General features: G+C 59.4%; 18 protein-coding genes and 3 tRNA genes. 7 read left to right on the forward strand and 14 right to left on the reverse strand.

The features are described 5' to 3' along the window. The first annotated feature begins 182 nt into the window (after positions 1 to 182). Both xdhC and guaD read left to right on the forward strand, forming a co-directional pair. On the forward strand, positions 183 to 1019 hold the full coding sequence (gene xdhC / locus WA145_RS13695) for a xanthine dehydrogenase accessory protein XdhC (RefSeq protein WP_422582109.1): 837 nt from the start codon (positions 183 to 185) through the stop codon (positions 1017 to 1019). A 151-nt stretch (positions 1020 to 1170) separates the two neighbouring features. Beyond that, positions 1171 to 2481 carry a guanine deaminase gene (gene guaD, locus WA145_RS13700; protein ID WP_422582110.1) on the forward strand — a complete coding sequence of 437 codons (1311 nt, stop codon included), beginning with the start codon at positions 1171 to 1173 and terminating at the stop codon, positions 2479 to 2481. 359 nt (positions 2482 to 2840) lie between these two features. Here the strand turns inward: guaD and WA145_RS13705 are convergent, their stop codons facing one another. The 9 genes from WA145_RS13705 to WA145_RS13745 form a co-directional block, all read right to left on the reverse strand. Further along, positions 2841 to 4718, reverse strand: coding sequence for a SurA N-terminal domain-containing protein (locus WA145_RS13705; protein WP_422582111.1), 1878 nt, complete (start codon positions 4716 to 4718; stop codon positions 2841 to 2843). 220 nt (positions 4719 to 4938) lie between these two features. Further along, positions 4939 to 5211 carry a nucleoid-associated protein HU-beta gene (gene hupB / locus WA145_RS13710; protein WP_010490206.1) on the reverse strand — a complete coding sequence of 91 codons (273 nt, stop codon included), beginning with the start codon at positions 5209 to 5211 and terminating at the stop codon, positions 4939 to 4941. Positions 5212 to 5347: 136 nt separating this feature from the next. Next, a complete protein-coding gene (gene lon, locus WA145_RS13715; protein WP_422582112.1) occupies positions 5348 to 7741 on the reverse strand; it encodes an endopeptidase La in 2394 nt (797 codons plus the stop codon). A gap of 149 nt (positions 7742 to 7890) precedes the next feature. Continuing rightward, positions 7891 to 9171: an ATP-dependent Clp protease ATP-binding subunit ClpX gene (gene clpX / locus WA145_RS13720; protein ID WP_422582113.1), complete on the reverse strand. Its 1281-nt coding sequence runs from the start codon at positions 9169 to 9171 to the stop codon at positions 7891 to 7893. A 110-nt stretch (positions 9172 to 9281) separates the two neighbouring features. Next, positions 9282 to 9923: an ATP-dependent Clp endopeptidase proteolytic subunit ClpP gene (gene clpP, locus WA145_RS13725; RefSeq protein WP_422582114.1), complete on the reverse strand. Its 642-nt coding sequence runs from the start codon at positions 9921 to 9923 to the stop codon at positions 9282 to 9284. A gap of 91 nt (positions 9924 to 10014) precedes the next feature. Beyond that, a complete protein-coding gene (tig, locus tag WA145_RS13730; RefSeq protein ID WP_422582115.1) occupies positions 10015 to 11325 on the reverse strand; it encodes a trigger factor in 1311 nt (436 codons plus the stop codon). Positions 11326 to 11452: 127 nt separating this feature from the next. Then, positions 11453 to 11537: transfer RNA gene (locus WA145_RS13735), tRNA-Leu, on the reverse strand. A gap of 52 nt (positions 11538 to 11589) precedes the next feature. After that, positions 11590 to 11665 (reverse strand) — tRNA-His (locus WA145_RS13740). A gap of 34 nt (positions 11666 to 11699) precedes the next feature. Further along, a tRNA-Arg gene (locus WA145_RS13745) sits at positions 11700 to 11776 on the reverse strand. Positions 11777 to 12047: 271 nt separating this feature from the next. On the opposite strand from WA145_RS13745, the gene folD reads away from it, so the two are divergent. Then, on the forward strand, positions 12048 to 12902 hold the full coding sequence (gene folD, locus WA145_RS13750) for a bifunctional methylenetetrahydrofolate dehydrogenase/methenyltetrahydrofolate cyclohydrolase FolD (protein WP_422582116.1): 855 nt from the start codon (positions 12048 to 12050) through the stop codon (positions 12900 to 12902). A gap of 128 nt (positions 12903 to 13030) precedes the next feature. Here folD and WA145_RS13755 read toward each other — a convergent pair whose 3' ends face one another. From WA145_RS13755 to WA145_RS13765, 3 genes are all read right to left on the reverse strand, one after another. After that, a complete protein-coding gene (locus tag WA145_RS13755) occupies positions 13031 to 14905 on the reverse strand; it encodes an MFS transporter (RefSeq protein ID WP_422582117.1) in 1875 nt (624 codons plus the stop codon). Positions 14906 to 15034: 129 nt separating this feature from the next. Then, positions 15035 to 15364 (reverse strand): AzlD domain-containing protein, encoded by a 330-nt coding sequence (locus WA145_RS13760; protein WP_422582118.1) that lies wholly within the window; start codon positions 15362 to 15364, stop codon positions 15035 to 15037. Beyond that, positions 15364 to 16077, reverse strand: coding sequence for an AzlC family ABC transporter permease (locus tag WA145_RS13765; RefSeq protein WP_422582119.1), 714 nt, complete (start codon positions 16075 to 16077; stop codon positions 15364 to 15366). The genes WA145_RS13760 and WA145_RS13765 overlap by 1 nt, the downstream gene beginning before the upstream one ends. A gap of 148 nt (positions 16078 to 16225) precedes the next feature. On the opposite strand from WA145_RS13765, the gene WA145_RS13770 reads away from it, so the two are divergent. Beyond that, on the forward strand, positions 16226 to 17482 hold the full coding sequence (locus WA145_RS13770; protein ID WP_422582120.1) for an MgtC/SapB family protein: 1257 nt from the start codon (positions 16226 to 16228) through the stop codon (positions 17480 to 17482). Positions 17483 to 17831: 349 nt separating this feature from the next. Next, a complete protein-coding gene (locus tag WA145_RS13775; RefSeq protein ID WP_422582121.1) occupies positions 17832 to 18773 on the forward strand; it encodes an alpha/beta fold hydrolase in 942 nt (313 codons plus the stop codon). A 118-nt stretch (positions 18774 to 18891) separates the two neighbouring features. On the opposite strand, the gene WA145_RS13780 is transcribed toward WA145_RS13775, so the two are convergent. Further along, entirely contained in the window at positions 18892 to 19614 is a 723-nt protein-coding gene (locus WA145_RS13780; RefSeq protein WP_422582122.1) for a TetR family transcriptional regulator, read from the reverse strand. A gap of 114 nt (positions 19615 to 19728) precedes the next feature. On the opposite strand from WA145_RS13780, the gene WA145_RS13785 reads away from it, so the two are divergent. Then, positions 19729 to 21282: a flavin-containing monooxygenase gene (locus WA145_RS13785; protein WP_422582123.1), complete on the forward strand. Its 1554-nt coding sequence runs from the start codon at positions 19729 to 19731 to the stop codon at positions 21280 to 21282. Continuing rightward, positions 21279 to 22163 (forward strand): SDR family NAD(P)-dependent oxidoreductase, encoded by an 885-nt coding sequence (locus tag WA145_RS13790; RefSeq protein ID WP_422582124.1) that lies wholly within the window; start codon positions 21279 to 21281, stop codon positions 22161 to 22163. The genes WA145_RS13785 and WA145_RS13790 overlap by 4 nt, the downstream gene beginning before the upstream one ends. 325 nt (positions 22164 to 22488) lie before the next feature. Here WA145_RS13790 and WA145_RS13795 read toward each other — a convergent pair whose 3' ends face one another. Continuing rightward, entirely contained in the window at positions 22489 to 23172 is a 684-nt protein-coding gene (locus WA145_RS13795) for a spermidine synthase (RefSeq protein WP_422582125.1), read from the reverse strand. Positions 23173 to 23202: the final 30 nt, after the last annotated feature.

A 23202-nucleotide genomic window follows, 5' to 3' on the forward strand; every position in this document is an offset into this window, starting at 1 on the left:
CAGTACCGGATCGCCAGCAAGCTGGCTCCTACATAAAGCCGTAGGTGAACAACAATGACAAAACACACCGAACCAAAAACCCAAACACCGCGACCGATTCCGGTGCCCATACTGGATCCGTCACCAAGCAACTGGCGCCTGCCGCGCCCCGGACAACTGCCACCTACCTGGAGGCTGAGTAAATGAGCTGGATCAGCGCCCTCGCCGACCTGCAGCAACGCGGTGAACCCTGCGTGCTGGTGACCATTATCGAAGAACGCGGCTCAACCCCACGCAATGCCGGCTCGAAAATGGTGGTCACCGCTGAGCGCATCTTCGAGACCATCGGTGGCGGTCATCTGGAATACAAGGCGATGGAGCTGGCCCGCGAGATGCTGCAAAGCCGCAGCCAGGACACCCGCCTGGAGCGTTTCAGCCTGGGTGCCAGCCTCGGCCAATGCTGCGGCGGTGCCACCGTACTGCTGTTCGAACCCATGGGCCAACCCCAGGCGCAGATCGCCGTATTCGGCGCAGGTCATGTCGGCCGCGCCCTGGTACCGCTGCTCGCCAGCCTGCCGTGCAAGGTGCGCTGGATCGACTCGCGGGAAAACGAATTTCCCGAGCAGATCCCGGCCGGGGTGGACCAGGTGGTCGAGGACGAAGTGGTCGACGAAGTTGGGAACATGCCACCTGGCAGCTATTACATCGTCATGACCCACAACCACCAACTCGACCTGGAACTGACCGCGGCCATCCTCAAGCGCAACGATTTCGCCTATTACGGGCTGATCGGCTCGAAGAGCAAACGCGCCAAGTTCGAACACCGCCTGCGAGAGCGTGGCTTCGAGGACGCACTGATGGCGCGCATGCGCTGCCCCATGGGCCTGCCTGAAGTGAAGGGCAAGCTACCGGTGGAAATTGCCGTGTCCATCGCCGGCGAAGTGATCGCCACCTACAACGCCGCCTTCGGCCAGGACGTAAAAAAGGGCGAAACCAGTGTCGCCAAACTGCTGCCGGCGTCGCGGCGAACCTCTTCGTAGGTTGGGGCGGGCCCGCACCCCGTCCGAAGCGATACCCAACAAGGAGCGCGCAGCGCTCCCGAGGTGCTGGCCGGTTCTGCAAACCGAATGTTGGGTATCGCTTCGCTCAACGCCAACCTACCCGATCACCTTGATTTGAGATACGAACTACATGACCACCAATGTACGAGCCTACCGCGCCGCCATCCTGCACAGCATTGCCGACCCCGCCGTGGTCGGGGTCGAGCAGTCCTACCAGTATTTCGAGGACGGCCTGCTGCTGGTCGAGGACGGCCAGATCGCCCAGCTCGGCCATGCCGCCGACCTGTTGCCCAGCCTCAAGGGCGTGGACATCACCGAATACCGCGATGCGCTGATCACCCCCGGGTTTATCGACACCCATATCCACTACCCGCAGACCGGAATGATCGCCTCCTACGGTGAGCAACTGCTGGACTGGCTGAATACCTACACCTTCCCCACCGAACGCCAGTTCGAGGACAAGGCGCACGCTGCCGACGTGGCCGGTATCTTCCTCAAGGAGCTGCTGCGCAACGGCACCACCACTGCCCTGGTGTTTGGCAGCGTGCACAAGCAGTCGGTGGACGCCTTCTTCGAAGCCGCTGAGGCGCTGAACCTGCGCATGATCGCCGGCAAGGTGCTGATGGATCGCAACGCACCGGACTACCTGACCGATACCCCAGAATCTGGCTACGCCGATAGCAAGGAGCTGATCGAGCGCTGGCATGGCAAGGGCCGCCTGCATTACGCGGTGACCCCGCGCTTCGCCCCCACCAGCACCCCGGAGCAGCTCAGCCTCGCAGGTCAGTTATTCCAGGAATATCCCGGTCTGTATATGCACACCCACCTGTCCGAGAACCGCAAGGAAATTGAATGGGTCAAGGCGCTGTTCCCTGAGCGCAGCGGCTACCTGGATGTGTATGACCACTACCAGCTGATCGGCGCGCGCTCGGTGTTCGCCCATGGCGTGCACCTGTGTGACGACGAGTGCAAACGCCTGGCCGAAACCGGCTCGGCGGTGGCCTTCTGCCCCACCTCCAACCTGTTCCTCGGCAGCGGCCTGTTTGATCTGAACAAGCTGGAACAGCACGGCGTACGCGTCGGCCTGGGCACCGACGTAGGCGCGGGCACCAGTTTCAGCCAGCTGCAGTCGCTGAACGAGGCGTACAAGGTGATGCAGCTACAGGGCAAAAAGCTCGACCCGTTCAAGTCGCTGTACCTGGCCACTCTTGGCGGTGCCAATGCGCTGTACCTGGACGACAAGCTGGGCAACTTCGAGCGCGGCAAAGAGGCGGATTTTGTGGTGCTCGACTACAACGCCACGCCACTGATCAGCTACCGCATGCAGCAGGCCAAGACCCTGGATGAACGGCTCTTCGCCCTGACCATGCTCGGTGACGACCGCGCCGTGAAGGAAACCTTCGCCGCTGGCCAGTTGGTGCACCGCCGCGCTGGCTCATAAGCAGAGATGGACTGGCACGTGGGTACTTAACTGGCTCACGCGCGCCAACAAAAAGCCACACAGCTTGGTAGTGCAGTCGCGACTCAGCGACTCGCGCAGACAGTCAGCAGGCTGTTGGGTTCGAAAGGTGTGTTCGCCATCCGCTTACGACCTTTACCCCGGATATAGCTCATAAACGACAATGCCCGCATCAAAGATACGGGCATTGTCTTTAGCTCGCCTTCAGGCTGGTAGATTTTCGCGCAGCCTGGAGTTAAACGAGCTTTCTTGTAATTTGCCGTCCATTGCAATCGACCTTTAGACCATCGTTATACGATGTTTAAGATGGCGTCCTGCCATCTTAAACAAAGCGGCATCGATCAAAACCGCTCGATATCCGCAGTCTCTTCCAGTTGTTTGCGGAACGCGGCAAAGTCTTGCTGACCTACGCGCGAAGCGAGGAAGCGGCTGTACATGGCCTTGTCCTCATCCGACAGCGCTTGCTGCGGCTGGCTCACGCCATTGAGACGGATGATCATAAAATCACCATTGCTCAGACTGATACCGGCGAAGGTCGGCTGGTCAGCCGCTTCGGGCTTGGGCATGCGGAACAGCGCCTGCAGCACCAGCGGTTCAACGCCTTCCTGGCTGCGAGTAGCGGCTTCGACCACATTCCAACCTTGCTTGGCATCGGCCTGGGTGACCGGCGTCTGACCGCCACGCAGAGCAGCCAGCTGCTCTTCACCCTTGGCTTTCGCCGCTTCGCTTGCACGAACCTTGGTCAGTTGAGCGCGAATGCTATCGGCAACCTGCTCAAGCGGTAGTTGCTCAGGCTTGTTGTGCTCTTTAACCCGCACCACCACCACAGTATTCGGATCGAGCTCGATCACACTGCTGTTGCTGCCGTCTTCCAGCACTTCATCACTGAATGCCGCCTGAATTACCTGACGATTAGCCGTCAGGCCTTCAGTGCCACCCTGACGACCGAAGGCTTCGGTGGTCTTGACCTGCAGGCCCAGTTCCTGAGCTGGCTGAGCCAGGTCCGACGCTTCAAAGGCAGCGTCTTCGAGGTCTTTGGAGACTTCAACAAAGCGCTGCTCAACCTGACGCGCCTTGAGGTCACGCTGCAGTTTTTCTTCCAGGCTGGCGAAGCTCGGCACTTCCGGCGCCTGAACGCCCAAGAGCTTGATCAGGTGCCAGCCGAACTCGCTGCGCACGGGAGCCGATACAGCATTCTCGTCCAGCGCATATAACGCTTCTTCAAAGGCCGGGTCGTAGACGCCAGGGCCGGCAAAGCCCAGATCACCACCTTCAGCTGCCGAACCCGAATCATCGGAGACTTCTTTGGCCAGCGCGGCAAAATCCTCGCCCTGCTCCAGACGCTTCTGTACCGCGACCAGTTTGGCCTGGGCTTGCTCGTCATTCAGCTTATCGCTGACCTCAACCAGAATATGCGCGGCACGGCGCTGTTCGGCGAGGTTGGCGATTTCACTCTGATAAGCACTTTGTAGCGCCTCATCGGTGACTTCAACCTGATCGAAGAAGGCGTCTTTTTTCAGCTCGACGTATTCCAGTACCACCTGCTCAGGGCTCATAAACTGACTGGCCTGAGCGTCGTAGTAGGCCTTGATGTCGTCATCGCTGAGGGTGACCGCATCAAGATCAGCCTTAAGGGTCAGGGTCGCGAAGTCACGGGTCTGCTTTTCCAATGCCGCAAAGGCTTGCACCTGAGCATCGGTGACAAAACCGCTATTGGCCAGACCGGCGCGCAACTGACCGATCAACATCTCCTGCTCAAGCATCTGGCGGAACTGCAAACGGCTGTAACCCAGCTGCCGGATAACCTGATCAAAACGCTCGGCGCTGAACTGGCCATCGACCAGAAACTCCGGTGTTTTCAGGATCAGCTGATCCAGCGCTTGTTGCGAAAAAGCGAACTTGGCGTCTTTGGCGCTATCGAGCAGCAAAGTGCGCTCAACCAGGCCATTCAGGGCGGCTTCACGCAGCAGCTTCTCGTCCAGCAAGGAGGCATCGAAATCGCGCCCCAACTGTTGCAGCAACTGACGACGCTGCATCTCGACAGCCTGGCTGAGCTCGGTGGAAGTGATTTCCACACCATTCACTTCAGCGGCATTCTGGCTGTTACTGGTGCTGGTAAAAATGGCATCCACACCTGTCAGCGCGAGCAGCGCGACAATGATGCCGATAATGGTTTTAGCAATCCAACCCTGTGAATTGTCCCTGATGTTTTGCAGCATGCGTCCCCCAGAACGACTGTACAAATAAAGCAGTCGCGCAGTGTGGGTAAAATCCGGATAGAAGAAAGGCGCATCAGTGGATGCGCCTTCTCGTAACTGGCGAAGCGGATCGAACTCAAGCAGCTGATTCGTCGTGTTCAGCACGCTATAGCTGACTGAACATCCCGCCCCGCGTCAGATCAGCCATTCAACTAATCTGCTGGGCAAAACCGAAAGAGGCTTAGTTGACAGCGTCTTTCAGAGCTTTACCGGCCTTGAAGCCTGGAATCTTGGCAGCAGCGATGCTGATCGGGTTACCAGTTTGTGGGTTACGGCCAGTGCGAGCAGCACGCTCTTTAACAGCAAAAGTGCCGAAGCCAACCAGTACTACGGAGTCACCAGCCTTCAGAGCGCCAGTAACGGATTCAATTACTGCGTCCAGCGCACGGCCGGCAACAGCTTTTGGGATATCAGCAGATGCAGCGATGGCATCGATCAGTTCCGACTTGTTCACTCTTAAGTCCCCTTAATTTCTGTTGAGTTTATTTCTTGCTTTTAAATGTAAGCGAAGCTGGTGCGGAGAGCCTGCCGACACGATAAGAGCCGCTTTATAACAAGGGCTCTAAAAATGTGTCAAGAAACCCCTCCGGCTAATGCGTGCTAATTCGCTCCTTGGAATCAGTCTCGCGTTTTTCATCCTTTGTAACCATGGGAGCCGCATCAGGCAAGGGCTCCGGGGCGTATTGCAGCGCAATTTGCAGGACCTCGTCAATCCATTTAACCGGTTTAATCTGCAGGTCTTGCTTAATATTCTCCGGAATCTCTTTCAAATCGCGCACATTCTCTTCCGGAATGATCACGGTCTTGATTCCACCACGGTGCGCGGCCAACAGTTTTTCTTTCAAACCACCAATGGCCAATACTTGACCACGCAGGGTGATTTCACCGGTCATTGCCACGTCCGCACGCACAGGTATCTGCGTCAGGGCCGAAACCAGCGCCGTACACATACCAACGCCTGCACTGGGGCCGTCTTTGGGCGTTGCCCCCTCAGGCATATGAATATGGATGTCCTGCTTCTCATAGAAGTCCACAGGCACGCCCAGGCTCTTGGCGCGACTGCGTACAACGGTCTGCGCAGCGGTGATGGATTCCAGCATCACATCACCGAGCGAACCGGTTTTGATCAGCTGGCCTTTGCCAGGCACCACAACCGCTTCGATGGTCAGCAGCTCGCCGCCGACCTGAGTCCAGGCCAGACCGGTGACCTGGCCGATTTGATCCTGCTGCTCGGCCAACCCATAGCGATGCTTGCGCACGCCGAGGAAATGTTCGAGCGAATCCGCCGTGACGGTGACCTGGAAACGCTTCTCGGTGGAATGCTCCTTGACCACTTTGCGGCACACCTTGGCAATCTGCCGCTCCAAGCCCCGCACACCAGCCTCGCGGGTGTAGTAACGAATGATGTCGCGAATAGCCGCGTCTTCAAACACCAGCTCGACCTTCTTCAGACCATTGGCCTGAACCTGCTTGGGCGCCAGGTATTTGATCGCAATATTGATCTTCTCGGCTTCGGTGTAACCCGGTAGACGAATCACCTCCATACGGTCCAGCAACGGCCCCGGAATGTTCATCGAGTTGGCCGTGCAGAGGAACATCACATCCGACAGGTCGTAGTCGACCTCCAGATAGTGATCGTTGAAGTTGTGGTTCTGCTCTGGGTCCAGTACCTCAAGCAGTGCCGATGCAGGATCGCCGCGCATGTCCTGGCCCATCTTGTCGATCTCATCGAGCAGGAACAGCGGGTTACGCACGCCAACCTTGGTCATCTTCTGAATCAGGCGACCCGGCATGGAGCCGATATAGGTGCGGCGATGACCACGAATCTCCGCCTCGTCACGCACGCCGCCAAGGGCCATACGCACGAACTTGCGGTTGGTGGCACTGGCAATCGACTCGGCCAGCGAGGTCTTACCCACGCCAGGCGGACCGACCAGGCAGAGCACCGGACCTTTGATTTTTTTCACCCGCTTTTGCACGGCGAGGTATTCAAGGATGCGTTCCTTGACCTCATCCAGGCCGTAGTGATCGGCATCGAGGATCGCTTCAGCACGTGTCAGATCCAGGCGCACCTTGCTCTGCGCCTTCCACGGCACATTAACCAGCCAGTCGATGTACGAGCGCACCACAGTGGCTTCGGCTGACATCGGCGACATTTGCTTGAGCTTATTCAGCTCGGCATTGGCTTTGCTATGCGCCTCGGCGGTCAGGCCGGCATTTTCGATGCGTTTTTTCAGCTCATCGAGCTCGTTATGGCCTTCTTCGCTGTCGCCCAGCTCCTTCTGAATGGCCTTCATCTGCTCATTCAGGTAGTACTCGCGCTGGCTGCGCTCCATTTGCTTCTTGACCCGACCACGGATGCGCTTCTCGACCTGCAGCAGGTCGATTTCCGCGTCGAGCAGCGCCAAAACATGCTCAACCCGCGCAGCCAGATCGGTGATTTCCAGAATTTCCTGCTTCTGCTCGATCTTCAGCACCATGTGCGCCGCCATGGTGTCGACCAGCCGACTCGGCTCATCGATGCCATTGAGTGATGCCAGCACTTCGGCAGGCACCTTCTTGCCCAGCTGCACGTACTGCTCGAACTGGCTGAGCAGGCTGCGGGTAAAGACCTCGGACTCACGCTCGGCCGCATCAACCTCGTCAATCAGCTGCACTTCGGCCCGGCAATGACCGTCGACCTCGATAAAGCGCTCGATCTCACCACGCTGCTCGCCTTCGACCAGCACCTTGACGGTGCCGTCTGGCAGTTTCAGCAACTGCAACACAGTGGCGACGGTACCGACGCGATAGAGGCCCGCCTCATCTGGGTCGTCGTCAGCGGGATTTCTCTGTGCGAGCAGCAGAATCTGCTTCTCGCCGGTCATCGCAGCCTCAAGGGCTTCAATGGATTTTTCACGCCCGACGAATAACGGAATGACCATGTGCGGATAGACCACAACATCGCGCAACGGCAGGAGAGGCAATTCGATGGTTGTCTTCATGATTTCGGCTCTACGGCGGCCATACGGCCGTAAACAGATGGGATGACCCTTAGCCCTAAGATGGGGGCAGCCCCAACAAAAAACAAGCGCTGGCGCAGCAAAAGCAAAGGGGCCCGCAGGCCCCTTGCTTTCAACATGTTACAAGCCTGTTACGCGTCAGGCGCAGCCTTGGCCGGCAGCTCGTGGTTCTCATAAATGAGCAACGGCTTGGAGGTGCCATCGATAACGCTTTCATCGATAACCACCTTGCTGACATCAGACTGCGACGGAATCTCGTACATGGTATCGAGCAGGATACCCTCGAGAATCGAACGCAGGCCACGCGCACCGGTTTTACGCTCCAGCGCCTTGTGCGCCACGGATTTCAGCGCATCTGGACGGAACTCCAGCTCAACCCCTTCCATCTCAAACAGTTTGGCGTATTGCTTGGTCAAGGCGTTCTTCGGCTCGGTCAGAATTTGCACCAGGGCCGCTTCGTCCAGCTCATCCAGCGTAGCGATAACCGGCAGGCGGCCAACGAACTCAGGAATCAGACCAAACTTGACCAGATCATCCGGCTCGACGGCGCGAAGCGATTCGCCAACCTTCTTGCCCAGGTCCTTGCTGCGTACTTCGGCGTTGAAACCGATGCCACCCTTGGTCGAGCGACCCTGGATGACTTTTTCCAGGCCGGAGAACGCACCCCCACAGATAAACAGGATGTTGCGCGTATCAACCTGCAGAAATTCCTGCTGCGGATGCTTGCGACCACCCTGCGGCGGCACCGAAGCAACCGTCCCCTCGATCAGCTTAAGCAGTGCCTGCTGCACGCCCTCGCCCGATACGTCACGGGTAATCGACGGGTTATCCGATTTGCGCGAAATCTTGTCGATTTCATCGATATAGACGATGCCCATCTGGGCTTTTTCCACATCGTAATCGCATTTTTGCAGCAGCTTCTGAATGATGTTCTCGACATCTTCACCGACATAACCGGCTTCGGTCAGGGTGGTGGCGTCGGCGATAGTGAAGGGTACGTTAAGCAGGCGTGCCAGGGTTTCGGCCAGCAGGGTTTTACCCGAGCCAGTCGGACCAATCAGCAGAATGTTGCTTTTACCCAGCTCGACATCATCTTTCTTGTCGCGCTGGTTGAGGCGCTTGTAGTGGTTGTACACCGCTACCGCCAGAACCTTCTTCGCACGCTCCTGGCCGATCACATACTGATCGAGGATGGTGCTGATTTCCTTGGGAGCAGGCAATTTATGCGCGCTGCTCTCGGCCTGGGCTTCCTGCACCTCCTCGCGGATGATGTCGTTGCACAGGTCGACGCACTCGTCGCAGATAAAGACCGAGGGGCCGGCAATCAATTTGCGTACTTCATGCTGGCTTTTGCCGCAGAAGGAGCAATAAAGCAGCTTGCCGTTGTCCTCGCCGTTGCGGGTGTCAGTCATTCGATCAATCCAATCCGGTAGGCTTGAAACACAAGATGCGGGCAAATGCGGGCATTTTCAAGCCCGCAAAACAGCCGACTGCACGTCGGCTGCGCGCGATCCGCGCTGATTTAGCTGGAAGCCTGACGCTTATCGAGCACCTTGTCGATCAGGCCGTAGGCAACTGCTGTCTCGCCACTCATAAAGTTGTCGCGATCCGTGTCACGTGCAATCACATCGATAGGCTGGCCAGTGTGGTCAGCCAGTACCTTGTTCAGGCGCTCACGAATGGTGAGGATTTCACGGGCGTGAATCTCGATGTCCGAGGCCTGGCCTTGGAAACCACCGAGCGGCTGATGAATCATCATGCGCGAGTGCGGCAGGCAGAAACGCTTGCCAGCAGCGCCGGCGGTCAGCAGCAAGGCGCCCATGCTGCAGGCTTGGCCGATGCAGATGGTCGACACATCAGGGCGGATAAACTGCATGGTGTCGTAGATCGACATACCCGCAGTCACTGAACCGCCTGGCGAGTTGATATAAAGGTGGATGTCTTTATCCGGGTTCTCGGCTTCGAGGAACAGCAACTGAGCCGCTACCAGATTGGCCATATAGTCTTCGACCGGGCCGATCAGGAAGATCACGCGCTCTTTGAGCAGGCGTGAATAAATGTCATAGGCGCGCTCACCGCGGGCCGACTGCTCAATCACCATTGGAACCAGGCCACCAGCGGCTTGGATATCAGGCATTTGCTGCATAAAAGGATTGCGGGACATGCGTACACTCGCTCCCTAAATAGTCATGTCACAAATACGCATAAGCCAGCACGGAGGCTGGCTTATGGCGTGTTCGAACGAGGTAAAGAAATCAGGCGGCTTGTGGTGCTTCTACCGGCTTGACAGCTTCTTCGTACGAGACCGCTTTATCGGTCACGTTGGCCTTCTGCAAAACAGTATCTACAACTTGCTCTTCCAGTACAACCGAACGCACTTCGTTCATTTGCTGGTCGTTTTTGTAGTACCAGGCCACAACCTGCTCAGGCTCTTGGTAAGCCGAAGCCATTTCCTGAATCATTTCGCGAACACGGGCGTCGTCCGGCTTCAGCTCGCACTGCTTGACCACTTCAGCCACAACCAGGCCCAGTACGACGCGGCGCTTGGCTTGCTCTTCGAACAGCTCAGCCGGCAGTTGCTCAGGCTTGAGGTTGCCACCGAACTGCTGCACGGCCTGCACACGCAGACGGTTGACTTCGTTGCTGATCAGCGCCTTTGGCACTTCGATCGGGTTGGCAGCCAACAAACCGTCCATCACCTGGTTTTTAACCTTGGACTTGATGGCCTGGCGCAGCTCGCGCTCCATATTCTTGCGCACTTCAGCGCGGAAGCCTTCCAGACCACCTTCTTTCACGCCAAACAGGGCGAAGAAGTCATCGTTCAGCTCAGGCAACTGAGGGGCAGAGATGCTGTTGACGGTGACGCTGAACTCGGCAGTTTTGCCAGCCAGATCCAGGTTCTGGTAATCAGCCGGGAAAGTCGGGTTGATTACGCGCTCTTCGCCAGCCTTGGCGCCCACCAGAGCGTCCTCAAAGCCTGGGATCATGCGGCCAGAACCGAGAACCAGCTGAGTGCCCTTGGCCGAGCCGCCAGCGAAAGCTTCGCCGTCGATCTTGCCAACGAAATCGATATTCAGCTGGTCACCATTCTCGGCAGCGCGCTCGGCGGCCTCGAAACGGGTGTTCTGCTTGCGCAGGATTTCCAGCATGTTGTCGACGTCAGTGTCAGCTACGTCAGCCTGCAGGCGCTCGATAGCGATGGAGTCGAAACCGCCAACGGTGAATTCCGGGAAGACTTCGAAGGTCGCAACGTATTCCAGATCCTTGCCTTTCTCGAACGACTTCGGCTCAACGGCCGGAGCGCCAGCTGGATTGAGCTTCTGCTCAACCACGGCCTCGTAGAAAGTGGACTGGATCAGATCGCCCAGCGCTTCCTGACGCGCAGCATCTTCATAACGCTGACGGATCACGCTCATTGGCACCTTGCCAGGGCGGAAACCAGGGACCTTGGCACGACGGGCAGTCTGCTGCAGACGCTTGTTGACTTCAGTCTCGATGCGCTCAACAGAGACGCCAACAGTCATACGGCGCTCGAGAGCAGAGGTACTTTCAACAGAAACTTGCATGGATAATCCTCGTTGCACAGACATAAGCCGGCCGCTTGCCGGCCCCTAATCAAGGGCATGCATTCTAGAGGGTCGATTTGCAGAAGTCACCCTAGATGCAGGCGGCAAACGGGAGGGAGTTAAAAGATGGTGCGGACGGAGAGACTCGAACTCTCACGCCTTGCGGCGCTGGAACCTAAATCCAGTGTGTCTACCAATTCCACCACGTCCGCGTGGTAAAGCTCTATACAAAAACGCCAGGCTTTGACCTGGCGCTTTGGAATATGGGGTGGACGATGGGGATCGAACCCACGACAACAGGAGTCACAATCCTGCGCTCTACCAACTGAGCTACGCCCACCATATTGCATTTTGCTTGAGCCAAGACCGCCAAATGGCACGCCCGGCAGGACTCGAACCTGCGACCATCCGCTTAGAAGGCGGATGCTCTATCCAGCTGAGCTACGGGCGCCTATCCATCTGCAGATGCAGACTTAAAGCTTTCGGCTTCGGAAAAAACTTTGCAGCTTCGACCTTTGCCGTCTTACCCAGCGACTGGCTGTGCTCGACAAGCGGGGCGAATGTTATAGAGCCGATTTCGGGGCGTCAACAATAAAAGTTAAAAAAATTCAGCCATTTAAAGGAGTTACGCGAAAACCGCGGCGCGCGCCTTTGCCCCACAGCAGGGTCATGCGAGAATGCGCGTCCTTTTTCCATCCTTTCTTTATGGTTAACCAAGCGCAATGACCGCACAACTGATCGATGGCAAAGCAATTGCCGCCAGCCTGCGCCAGCAGATCGCCCAACGTGTCGCCGAACGACGTCAGCAAGGCCTGCGCGCACCCGGGCTGGCGGTGATTCTCGTCGGCAGCGACCCTGCGTCCCAGGTCTACGTTTCGCACAAACGCAAAGACTGCGAAGAAGTCGGTTTCGTCTCGCAGGCCTATGACCTGCCAGCCAGTACTGGCCAGGACGAGCTGATGGCATTGATCGACCGTCTTAATGACGAGCCGAGCATCGACGGCATTCTGGTGCAACTGCCGCTGCCGGAACATTTGGATGCCTCTTTATTACTGGAGCGCATTCGCCCGGATAAAGACGTTGATGGTTTTCATCCCTACAACATCGGTCGCCTGGCCCAGCGCATGCCACTGCTGCGCCCCTGTACCCCGAAAGGCATCATGACCCTGCTGCAAAGCACCGGTGCTGACCTGTACGGCATGCACGCAGTAGTGGTTGGTGCCTCGAATATCGTCGGCCGGCCGATGGCCATGGAACTGCTGCTGGCCGGTTGCACCGTCACCGTGACCCACCGCTTCACCAAGGACTTGCCCCTGCATGTCGGCCAGGCCGATATCGTCGTCGTCGCAGCCGGCAAGCCTGGCCTGGTGCAGGGCCAGTGGATCAAACCCGGCGCCATCGTCATCGACGTGGGCATCAACCGTCAGACCGACGGCAAGCTGATTGGCGATGTGGTGTATGACACTGCCCTGCCCCGTGCGGGCTGGATTACCCCAGTGCCAGGCGGCGTTGGCCCGATGACCCGCGCCTGCCTGCTGGAAAATACTCTGCATGCCGCCGAGCATTTACACGACTGAGCAAGGTAGTGGCAAAAAGGAAAGCGCTGCCTCAGCAGGCTAAGTGAAAACGTGCCGAGTGAGGCAAACCACAAAAAACGCCCCGATAAACTCGGGGCGTTTACATTTTTGTCGGCTGAATGTCAGGTTCAATACCGGGCGCCACGTAACTCAGCCACCTGAGCCTGCAGCAACTCACGTTTAGCCGCCTCGGGCGCTACCGGCGTACCGGCCACCAGCGTAATGCGCGACCACAATCGCTTGAACAAGCCCTTGTGCGGATCGCGGCTGAAGAAGCTGCCCCATAAGCCCTGCAGCGCCATGGGAATAACCGGCACCGGGTTGGCCTCGACGATGCGCTCGATACCATTCTTGAACTCATTCAACTGGCCATCGGTGGTCAGCTTACCCTCCGGAAAAATACACACCACTTCGCCATTACGCAGGTATTCGGCGATTTTCTTGAACGCCGCGTCGTAGATCAGCAGGTCTTCATTGCGCCCGGCAATCGGCACAGTGCCGGCGGTGCGGAAAATAAAGTTGAGCACCGGCAGGTTGTAGATCTTGTAGTACATGACAAAGCGCACCGGCCGGCGTACGGCACCGCCGATCAGCAGCGCATCGACAAACGACACGTGGTTGCACACCAGCACCGCCGCACCCTCATCCGGGATCGTCTCCAGCCCCTTGTGCTCAACCCGGTACATCGAGTGGCTGAGCAGCCAGATCATAAAGCGCATGCTGAATTCGGGAACGATCTTGAAGATGTAGCTGTTGACCGCGATGTTCATCAGCGAAATGGTCAGGAACAGCTGCGGTATCGACAGTTCGGCGACGCTGAGAAAGAGGATCGAGACAATCGCTGAGATCACCATAAACAACGCATTGAGGATGTTGTTGGCCGCGATCACCCGCGCCCGCTCATGCTCCACCGTGCGCGACTGAATCAGCGCATACAGCGGCACGATATAGAAGCCGCCGAACAGACCGATGCCGAGGATCGAGCCAAGAATCCACCAGGCCTGGGCAAAGCTCAGCACCGCCAGCCAATCATGCGCCACCGCGGCTTCGGGGAAACCACCGGAAAACCACCAGAGCAGAATGCCAAATAGGGTCAGACCGATCGAGCCGAACGGCACCAGGCCGATTTCCACCTTGTGCCCGCTCATGCGCTCGCAGAGCATCGAACCCAGCGCGATACCCACCGAGAACACGGTAAGAATCAGCGTGACCACGCTTTCATCGCCGTACAGCCACTCTTTGGCATAAGCCGGAATCTGCGTCAGATACACCGCGCCGAGAAACCAGAACCAGGAGTTGCCCACCAGCGAACGCGACACAGCCGGGCGCTGACCCAGGCCGAGTTTCATCGTCACCCAGGACTGACGCAGGATGTTCCAATCCAGCTTGAGCTGCGGCATGGCGGCCGAGGCCGCGGGAATGCTGCGGCTGGCCAGGTAACCGAGTACCGCCACCAACACCACCGCTACCGCAACGATATGCGCATAAACGCTGCTGGCCATGATGATGCCAGCGCCAATGGTACCGGCGAGGATAGCCAGAAAGGTGCCCATCTCCACCAAGGCGTTACCGCCCACCAGCTCTTGCTCTTCAAGGTGCTGCGGCAGGATCGAATATTTAACCGGGCCGAACAGTGCCGACTGGGTGCCCATGGCAAACAGCACCGCGAGCATCAGCGGCAGGTTGCCGAGCAGCACGCCGACCGCGCCGAGCAGCATGATCAAAATCTCGGCGAACTTGATCTTGCGGATCAGCGAGTCCTTGGCGAACTTCTCACCAAACTGGCCGCCAAGGGCCGAGAACAGGAAGAACGGCAGGATAAACAGCAGCGCGCAGAGGTTGATCAGCAAAGCCTTGTCGGCCCCAGTGCTGATCTTGAACAGAATGGCGAGAATCAGTGATTGCTTGAAGATGTTGTCGTTGAAGGCACCCAACAGCTGAGTGATGAAAAACGGCAAAAAGCGCTTTTTACCCAGCAATGCGAATTGTGATTGTTCGGTCATCGTCCGTGTACCTGTGTGCAGTGGCCAAGCGGGTTGTCAGGCATTTGACTGCAAGAACACCCGACAAAGCCACAGCGAAACATGCCTTTTGCTGCATTTTCTACAAATGCAGGCGGTAAATAACCCTGCTTACAAAGGCAACTGCCCCAATAACCAACGCACTATAAAGAACACCAGCAAGCCGCCGCCGATGGTGGCCAGCAGATGCCGGGTCAGCGCGGCGATGGCGATGGTCGCCAGGCCCGCCAGCAGATAGGCATTGTGCAAATTGAACGCCCATTGCTGGCCATCGGGAATCAGCATGCCCGGCAGCACGATGGCGCTCAGCACGGCGGTCGGCACGTAATGCAGGCCCTGGCGTACCAACGGCGGGAAACGCAGATCGGGAAAGGCAAACAGGCTGTAACGAATCGCAAAGGTGATCAGCGCCATGCCGAGAATCAGCAACCAGATAGCCATCACGCGCCCTCCCCAGCAGTAACCGGCGGTTTGCGTCGTTCCAGCCATACGCCGACCGCGATACCACTGAGCGCAGCCGCCATCAGCCCCAACTTGTAGGGCCAGGCGTGACACAGCAACGCCACCGCGCCGGCTACCAGGGCAGCGGCAATCTGCGGTTGGTTGCGCAGCGCCGGCACCACGATGCCGATAAAGGTCGCCAGCATGGCGAAGTCCAGCCCCCAGCCCGCCAGATTCGGCACGCTCTGGCCAAACAACGCGCCGACCAGCGAGCTCGACACCCACGACAGGTACAACGCCAACGCCACACCGGCGTGATACCACTGGCCGTGCTCGGTCATACCGCGCGACAGATAGCGGCGCTGCACCACGGCAAAGGTTTCATCGGTCAACCCGAACGCCAGCGGCACCCGCCAACGCTGCGGCAAGCGGCCGACATAGGGCTGCAGCGCCGCGCTGTAGAGCACATGGCGCAGATTGACCACCAGGGTCGTAAGCAGAATCACCAGCGCGCCGCTGCCCAGCGTCAGCAGGCTGATGGCAATAAATTGCGCGGAACCGGCATACACCAGCAGGGACATGCCCAGCGCCTGCCCCAGGCTCAGCCCGGCCAGGCTGGCCAACGCGCCATAGATCAAACCGAACGGCAGAATCCCGACAATCATCGGGATACTGTCGCGACACCCATAGAGAAACTGTTGCAAACGGCTCATGCGCCCTCCTTGTGTTGCACAGCCTGCCGTATCGCGATCACAGCGTCTTGCACAATCTTGCTCATCGACCAAGCCACAGACTGACCTGCCGCAATACGCGCCGATGCGCACTGGCTAAACTGCCAGCATTCTTTACTAGGATGCGCCCATGCCGGAAGCCCTCGCTACCCTGCTGAATTTCGCCAGCGCCCTGGCCGCCGGCCTATTGATTGGTGCCGAACGCGGTTGGCAGGGGCGTAATACCGAAGACAGCCAACTGGTTGCGGGAATTCGCACCTTCGCCCTGAGCAGCTTGCTCGGCGCCTTTGCCATGCTGCTGGGCGAACACTTCGGCGTGGCCGCCTGGGCAGTGATCTTTAGCGGTTTCGCTCTGCTGGTGGTGGCCTCCTACTTTGGCGAACTGCAGCGCCTGGGCGACATGGGCCTGACCAGCGAAGTCGCGTTGTTGATCACCTTCCTGCTCGGCAGCCTGGCCATGGCCGGTTATGCCGGGCTGGCAGCGGCCGGCGCCGTGGCGGTGGCGCTGCTGTTGAGCCTCAAACACTCGCTGCACGGCGCCCTACAGCGGCTCAGCGAGGCGGAGCTGTCCGGCGCGCTGAAGTTGCTGTTTATTTCCCTGGTACTGCTGCCGGCGCTGCCCAACCAGGGCTATGGCCCCTGGCAGGCCTTCAACCCCTACGCCATCTGGTGGATGGTGGTGCTGATCGCCAGTATCGGCTTTGCCGCCTATGTGGCGATTCGCCTGGTGGGTATGCGCCACGGCCTGCTGATTACCGCACTGCTGGGCGGAGTGGTGTCGTCCACTGCGATGACCGTGACCCTGGCGCGCCTGGCCACGGGGCGTAACCTGCAAACGATTCTGGCCTGCGGCCTGCTCGCCACCTCGGCGCTGATGTTTCCCCGGGTGTTGCTGGAGGTCGGCCTGGTCAACGCCAGCCTGCTGCCACAGCTGGTCTGGCCTTTAGGTATCGCCACCCTGGTGTACGCGGGCGGCGCGCTGCTGTATTTGCGCCGCGCCGGTGCGGAGAGTGAAGAATCGGCCGAACCGCCGCTGAAAAATCCCTTCGAGCTGGCCCCGGCGCTGCGTTTTGCCGCGTTGCTGGCGTTGATTCTGCTGCTGGTCGAAGCCGCGCAGCACTGGCTCGGCGATGTCGGCGTGTACCTGGTAGCCCTGCTCTCGGGACTGGCCGATGTGGATGCCATCACCCTGTCGCTGGCCCGCAGCGCCAAGGGCGAATTGCAGGCGCAGGTGGCGGTGCAGGGGATTTTTCTCGCGGCACTGAGCAACAGCCTGGTCAAAGGGTTTCTGATCGCGTTGATCGGTGGCCGCGAGCTGGCGTTGATGACCCTGCCGGTAATGGCTAGCGGCTTGCTGGCCGGTGCGGCGGTATTACTGCTGTTGTGAGCCGGCGACACATAAAAAACCTTGCAGCAACTTATCCATCCACTCCCCCAACGCTCAATTGCCGCCCCAACTAAGGGCTGGACTTGCCTTGCCAGCCTCTACAGTTAACCCCGCTAAAACCGCTAAACCCAGCGCCCCACCTGGCCTTAAGCGAATCCGTAACCGCGCAATAGAAGCCGCAGTTAACCCTGGCGATGGCTAGGCAGATACATGCCGCGCGCCCAACAATAGGCGCAACGCACATGATGTAACTGTCCAACCTGTCCCTGCGGAGACGCTGCATGCCCATCGACCTCGCCTTATTCACCCAACGCCCGACACTGCCGCTCACGTTGCTTCGGGTAGGCATATGAACGCGCCCGCAGTGCCGCCACACACTGGGCTGGCGGTCGAGCAATTACGCATTCAGGGCGATGCTGTAGAGCTCGCGGCTTATCGCTGGGGCAACCCGAACGGCCCAACCCTGCTGCTGGTACACGGCTACCCGGATAACCATGAAATCTGGCAGCCATTGGTAGGTGAACTGGCCAGCGAATACCAGATTATCGCCTATGACGTGCGTGGCTTTGGCGCCTCGGATATTCCACGCAAGCGCCTGGACTATCACCTGGAGAAACTGGCCAATGACCTGGAAGCAGTGATCAGGGCCCTCAGTCCCGAGCAACCCGTGCATCTGGTGGCTCACGACTGGGGCTCGATTCAGGCCTGGGAAGCGGTCACCGAACCACGCCTGCAACCACTGCTGGCGTCCTATACCAGTATCTCCGGGCCCTGCCTGGACCATGTTGGCCACTGGATGCGCGACACGCTCAAGCAGAAGACCCCACGCGCGCTGCTGCAGGTGCTCGGGCAATTGTTCAGCTCCTGGTATATCGCCCTGTTCCACGCCCCGCTGCTGCCCGAGCTGACCTGGCGCCTGGGTCTGGACCACGCCTGGCCACAGCTGCTGCGCACGGTCGAAGGGCTGCGCAATGTGCCGCTCAGCAGCAGCCAGCGCTCCGATGGTGTGCACGGGGTCAAGCTGTACCGCGCCAACTTTATTCGCAGCCTGTTCAAACCGCGCTTGCGCCACACCCAAGTACCGGTGCAGCTGATCGTGCCGACCCGCGACCGTTTTGTGCGCCCGCAACTGTTCGACCAGCTGCAACGCTGGGCTCCCAGGCTACAGCGTCGCGAGATCAATGCCGGGCACTGGCAGTTGCTGGCCGAACCACAACAACTGGCCGAGTGGCTGCGGGCGTTCACGGCGCAAATACCGTGCAGCGCGAGCAGTAATGCCCGCGCGAGCTGAGCAAGGCTCTACACATAGCCTACGCGGCACAGTGGCGCGAGAACCTGCCGGGGCTCGCCCAATAGCCTGCAGACACCAGCTGTCGCCAGCGCGCCTGCTGGCTACTGGCCGCGCCCGGCTACTGCGCCGGCAACTTCAGCTGTCCCAGACTCTGCAGCACGCTGGCCCCGGTAAACAGCATGACGATCTGCTCTTCGGCCAGCGCGCAGATCGCCGCTTGCCGCTCGGGTTGGCCGATATAGTCCAGCGACAGCTGGAACAGATTGCGACTGATCAGGTTCGACACCTGCAGCACCACCGCCGGGTTGACGATATCCGGTAGCAGCTTGAAGGCCACAATGTCCTCGGCCATGTCCGCGCCAAATTCATCCATCACCTCCTGCAAGGCCGCCCGCAGCACGACAGAGGCACCATGCAGCTCGCGCACACCGAGGATGAAGGCTTCAGGATTCTGCGCAACGAAGTCGAAAAACAGCTGCACGGTTTCATGGCACACCCGCCGCCCGCGTTGCAGGTCGATGCCAAACAGCATCGGCGCACTTGCCTGAGTCGATTGCACCGCCCGCTCGGCCGCTTCACGGCGCAGATCGCGCAGCGGTTGGCGCAGCTGGGTGGCGATCTGCCGGATCACGGTCAGGCCCAGGTCATCCACATCCTTGAAGTGCCGGTAGAAGGTATTGGGGTTCAACCCCGCCTCACGGGCCAACTCGCGCAGGCCGAGATTGCTCAGGCTGCGACTGGTTGAGGTGAGACGTAACGCGGCCTCCAGTAACAATGTCTTGCCGGGGGCCTCGGTGGCTTTCTCTGCGCCTGGCGGCTGCTCGTTGGCGTCTGCCTGCATGCGATCCCTACCTAAAAGTTGGCTTGTGAGCGGACTACTTGCTGGCGAGTATACATTTGTCTACTTTGGTATACAGCTGTATACGCCAGCAATAAACATAACAGGAGCTTGGCCATGAATGCACCCGTCTCACCCCCTGCTGCCACCCGCCACTGCAAGGTCGCCATTATCGGTACGGGCTTCTCCGGCCTGGGCATGGCCATCCGCCTGAAACAGGCCGGCGAACATGACTTCCTGCTGTTCGAGAAAGAAGCCGGCGTCGGCGGCACCTGGCGGGTCAACAACTACCCGGGCTGCGGTTGTGACGTGCAATCGCACCTGTATTCGTTCTCCTTCGAGCAGAACCCCAACTGGACGCGCATGTTCGCCAAGCAGCCGGAAATCCAGGGTTACCTGGAGAGCTGCTGGAGCAAGTACCGCCTGCAGAACCACACCCAGCTGAACACCGAGATCACCCGCCTGGCCTGGGATGAGCAGCAGGAGCTGTGGCAGATCAGTGACCGCGCCGGTAACCAGTACAGCGCGCAGTTTGTGGTATCCGGTATGGGCGCGCTGTCCACCCCCTCGATTCCAGCGCTCAAGGGCCTCGGGGATTTCACTGGCAAGGTCTTCCACTCACAGCAGTGGGATCACAGCTATGACCTCACTGGTAAGCGTATCGCGGTGATCGGCACCGGCGCCTCCTCGATTCAGTTCGTGCCGCAGATCCAGAAGCAGGTCAGCCAGCTCGACCTGTACCAGCGCACCGCACCGTGGATTATGCCCAAGCCGGACCGCGCCATCAGCGAGCGTGAGCGCAACCGTTTCCAGCGCTTCCCGCTGCTGCAGAAGCTCTGGCGCGGCGCTATCTATGCCCTGCTGGAAAGCCGGGTAATCGGCTTTGCCATGCTGCCCAAGGTGATGACCCTCGCGCAGAAAGTCGGCAAGTGGTACATCAACCAGCAGATCAAGGACCCAGTCCTGCGCGCCAAGGTCACCCCGGATTACCTGATGGGCTGCAAGCGTGTGCTGATCTCCAATGATTACTTCCCGGCGCTGACCCAGCCCAACGTCGACCTGATCACCGATGGCATCGAGGAAATCCGCAGCGGCAGCATCCGCACCGTGGACGGCAAGGAGCGTGAGATCGACGCGATCATCTTCGGCACCGGCTTCACCCCCAGTGACCCACTGCCGCGCGGCGTGGTGTTTGGCCGGGGCGGCGTCGACCTGCTCGACACCTGGCCGGAAGGCCCGCAGGCGTACAAAGGCACCCTGACCGCCGGCTTCCCCAACCTGTTCTTCCTGATGGGGCCGAACACCGGTCTGGGCCACAACTCGATGGTCTATATGATCGAGTCGCAAATCCATTACGTGCTGGGTGCGCTCAAGCTGGTTGCTGAGCAAGAGCTGCAGAGCCTGGAGGTCAAACAGGCAGTGCAGGACCAATTCAACGGCAAGCTGCAGGGCAGCCTGGGCAACACCGTGTGGAATGCCGGCGGCTGCACCAGCTGGTACCTGCACCCGGTCAGTGGCCGTAATTGCACGGTATGGCCTGGTTTTACCTGGCGTTTCCGTTTGCTGACGCGCAACTTTGACCCAGCGGCCTATCATTTCAGCCGCAAGCACGCGGCACACCCGGCGCAGAACAGCGCTATCCAGTTGACTGCCCAGGAGGCCAGCGCATGAAGTCGTTTGAAAACAAGGTAGCCGCCATCACCGGCGCCGGTTCCGGCATCGGCCGCGCCCTGGCTTACGGCCTGGCGCGTCAGGGTTGCCAGTTGGCGCTCTCCGATGTGAATGCCGAGGGCCTGGCGGAAACCGCCGCCCAGGCGCGCAAGCTCGGTGTGCAGGTCAGCGAAACCCTGGTCAACGTCGCCGACCGTGAAGCGGTGCATGCCTGGGCGGATCAGGTGGTGGCCGAGTTCGGCCGGGTCAATGCGATCTTCAACAACGCCGGCGTAGCCCAGGGCGGCACCGTGGAAGGCAACGACTACGCCGACTACGAGTGGATTATGAATATCAACTTCTGGGGCGTGGTCAACGGCACCAAGGCCTTCCTGCCGCATATCAAGACGTCGGGCAGCGGCCATATCGTCAACGTCTCCAGCGTCTTCGGGCTGTTTTCCCAGCCGGGCATGAGCGCCTACAACGCCAGCAAGTTCGCCGTGCGCGGCTTTACCGAGTCGCTGCGCCAGGAACTGGACATGGCCGATTGCGGTGTATCGGCCAGCTGCGTGCACCCCGGCGGGATCAAGACCAATATCGCCAAAACCGCGCGGATGAACGCCAGCCTGAGCAGCGTCACCGGCCAGGATGCCGACCAGGCGCGCCAGCAGTTCAACGACCAGTTGCTGCGCACCACGCCGGAAAAAGCCGCCCAGGTGATCATCAACGGCGCATTGGCAAACAAGCGGCGCATCCTGATCGGCCCAGACGCCTACGCCCTGGATGGCATGCAGCGCCTGTGGCCGGCGTTCTATCAGCGCCTGGTGACCGCCTCCATGCGCCTGGCCGCGCGTTTTGCGCCAAAAGGTTCGAGCAAGAAAGCTCAGGCTGCCGTGGAGTAAGCGGCAGCCATAATCCAGCCAACAGTGATTTTCACCCCGGCGCGCCAGGGGGTTGCGGTTATGGCGTGGCCCCTGAGGTTATCTGTATAGCGGCCGCCACACAGTGTGGGCGGCTTTCAGCTCGGCATGGCTGCTGCGAGGCCATCGTGCTGCACGCCGACGTGCAGCGAAGGCTGAAATATGCACACCGGCTTGGCCATAAGACGATCAAGCCGAACCGCAGATGTTCAAGGAGTTGAACATCCAGACGCCCCCCGTGGTAAGCATCAAGCTTCAGCCAGGAGCGCCAACCGTTAGCGGCGATAGAGGCTTTTCTTAACCTTGCCTACTTGAGCTTTTCGGCGATCCAGATGGTATGTCGGGTGCCCTTGTTACCATGGGCATAGACCTGCACTTCTTCCACCTTGAAACCGGCCTTGCGCACCTTGTCGCTGAAAACCCGGTCAGCACTCGCTGACCACACCGCCAGCACGCCCTTGTTGCGTAGCGCCTGATGGCAGCGCTGTAGGCCCTGGGCCGAATACAGCCAGCTATTGCGTTTCTGGGTCAGACCTTCGGGGCCGTTATCGACATCCAGCATGATCGCGTCATAACGCTGATCGGCGCTTTTCAGGCAATTGGCGACATCGTCCTGAATCACCCGAGTCCGCGGATCGAGGATCGGGTAACCGGCCTTGGCACCCAGCGGGCCGCGGTTCCATTCCACCACCCCAGGCACCAGCTCGGCCACTTCCACCTCGGCGGTCTTGCCCAGGTTCTGCAACGCCGCAGCCAGGGTAAAGCCCATGCCCAAGCCGCCGATCAGCACCCGCGAATCCGGGCGACCGGCGACCTTTTTGCAGGGAATCGCCGCCAGGGCATCCTCGGAGCCATGCATGCGGGTATTCATCAACTGACCGCCATCGCCGCCGGCAATCTTGATCACAAAATCCTCGCCGTACTCGAACAGACACAGGGCACCCGAGCCATCGGGAATCGGGGCGGTATCGAGCAATACAAAACGCTTCATGGGTGGCTGCTGCCTGAGTCGATAAAAACG

The sequence above is a fragment of the Pseudomonas sp. genome, assembly GCF_049301935.1.
GTDB lineage: Bacteria > Pseudomonadota > Gammaproteobacteria > Pseudomonadales > Pseudomonadaceae > Aquipseudomonas.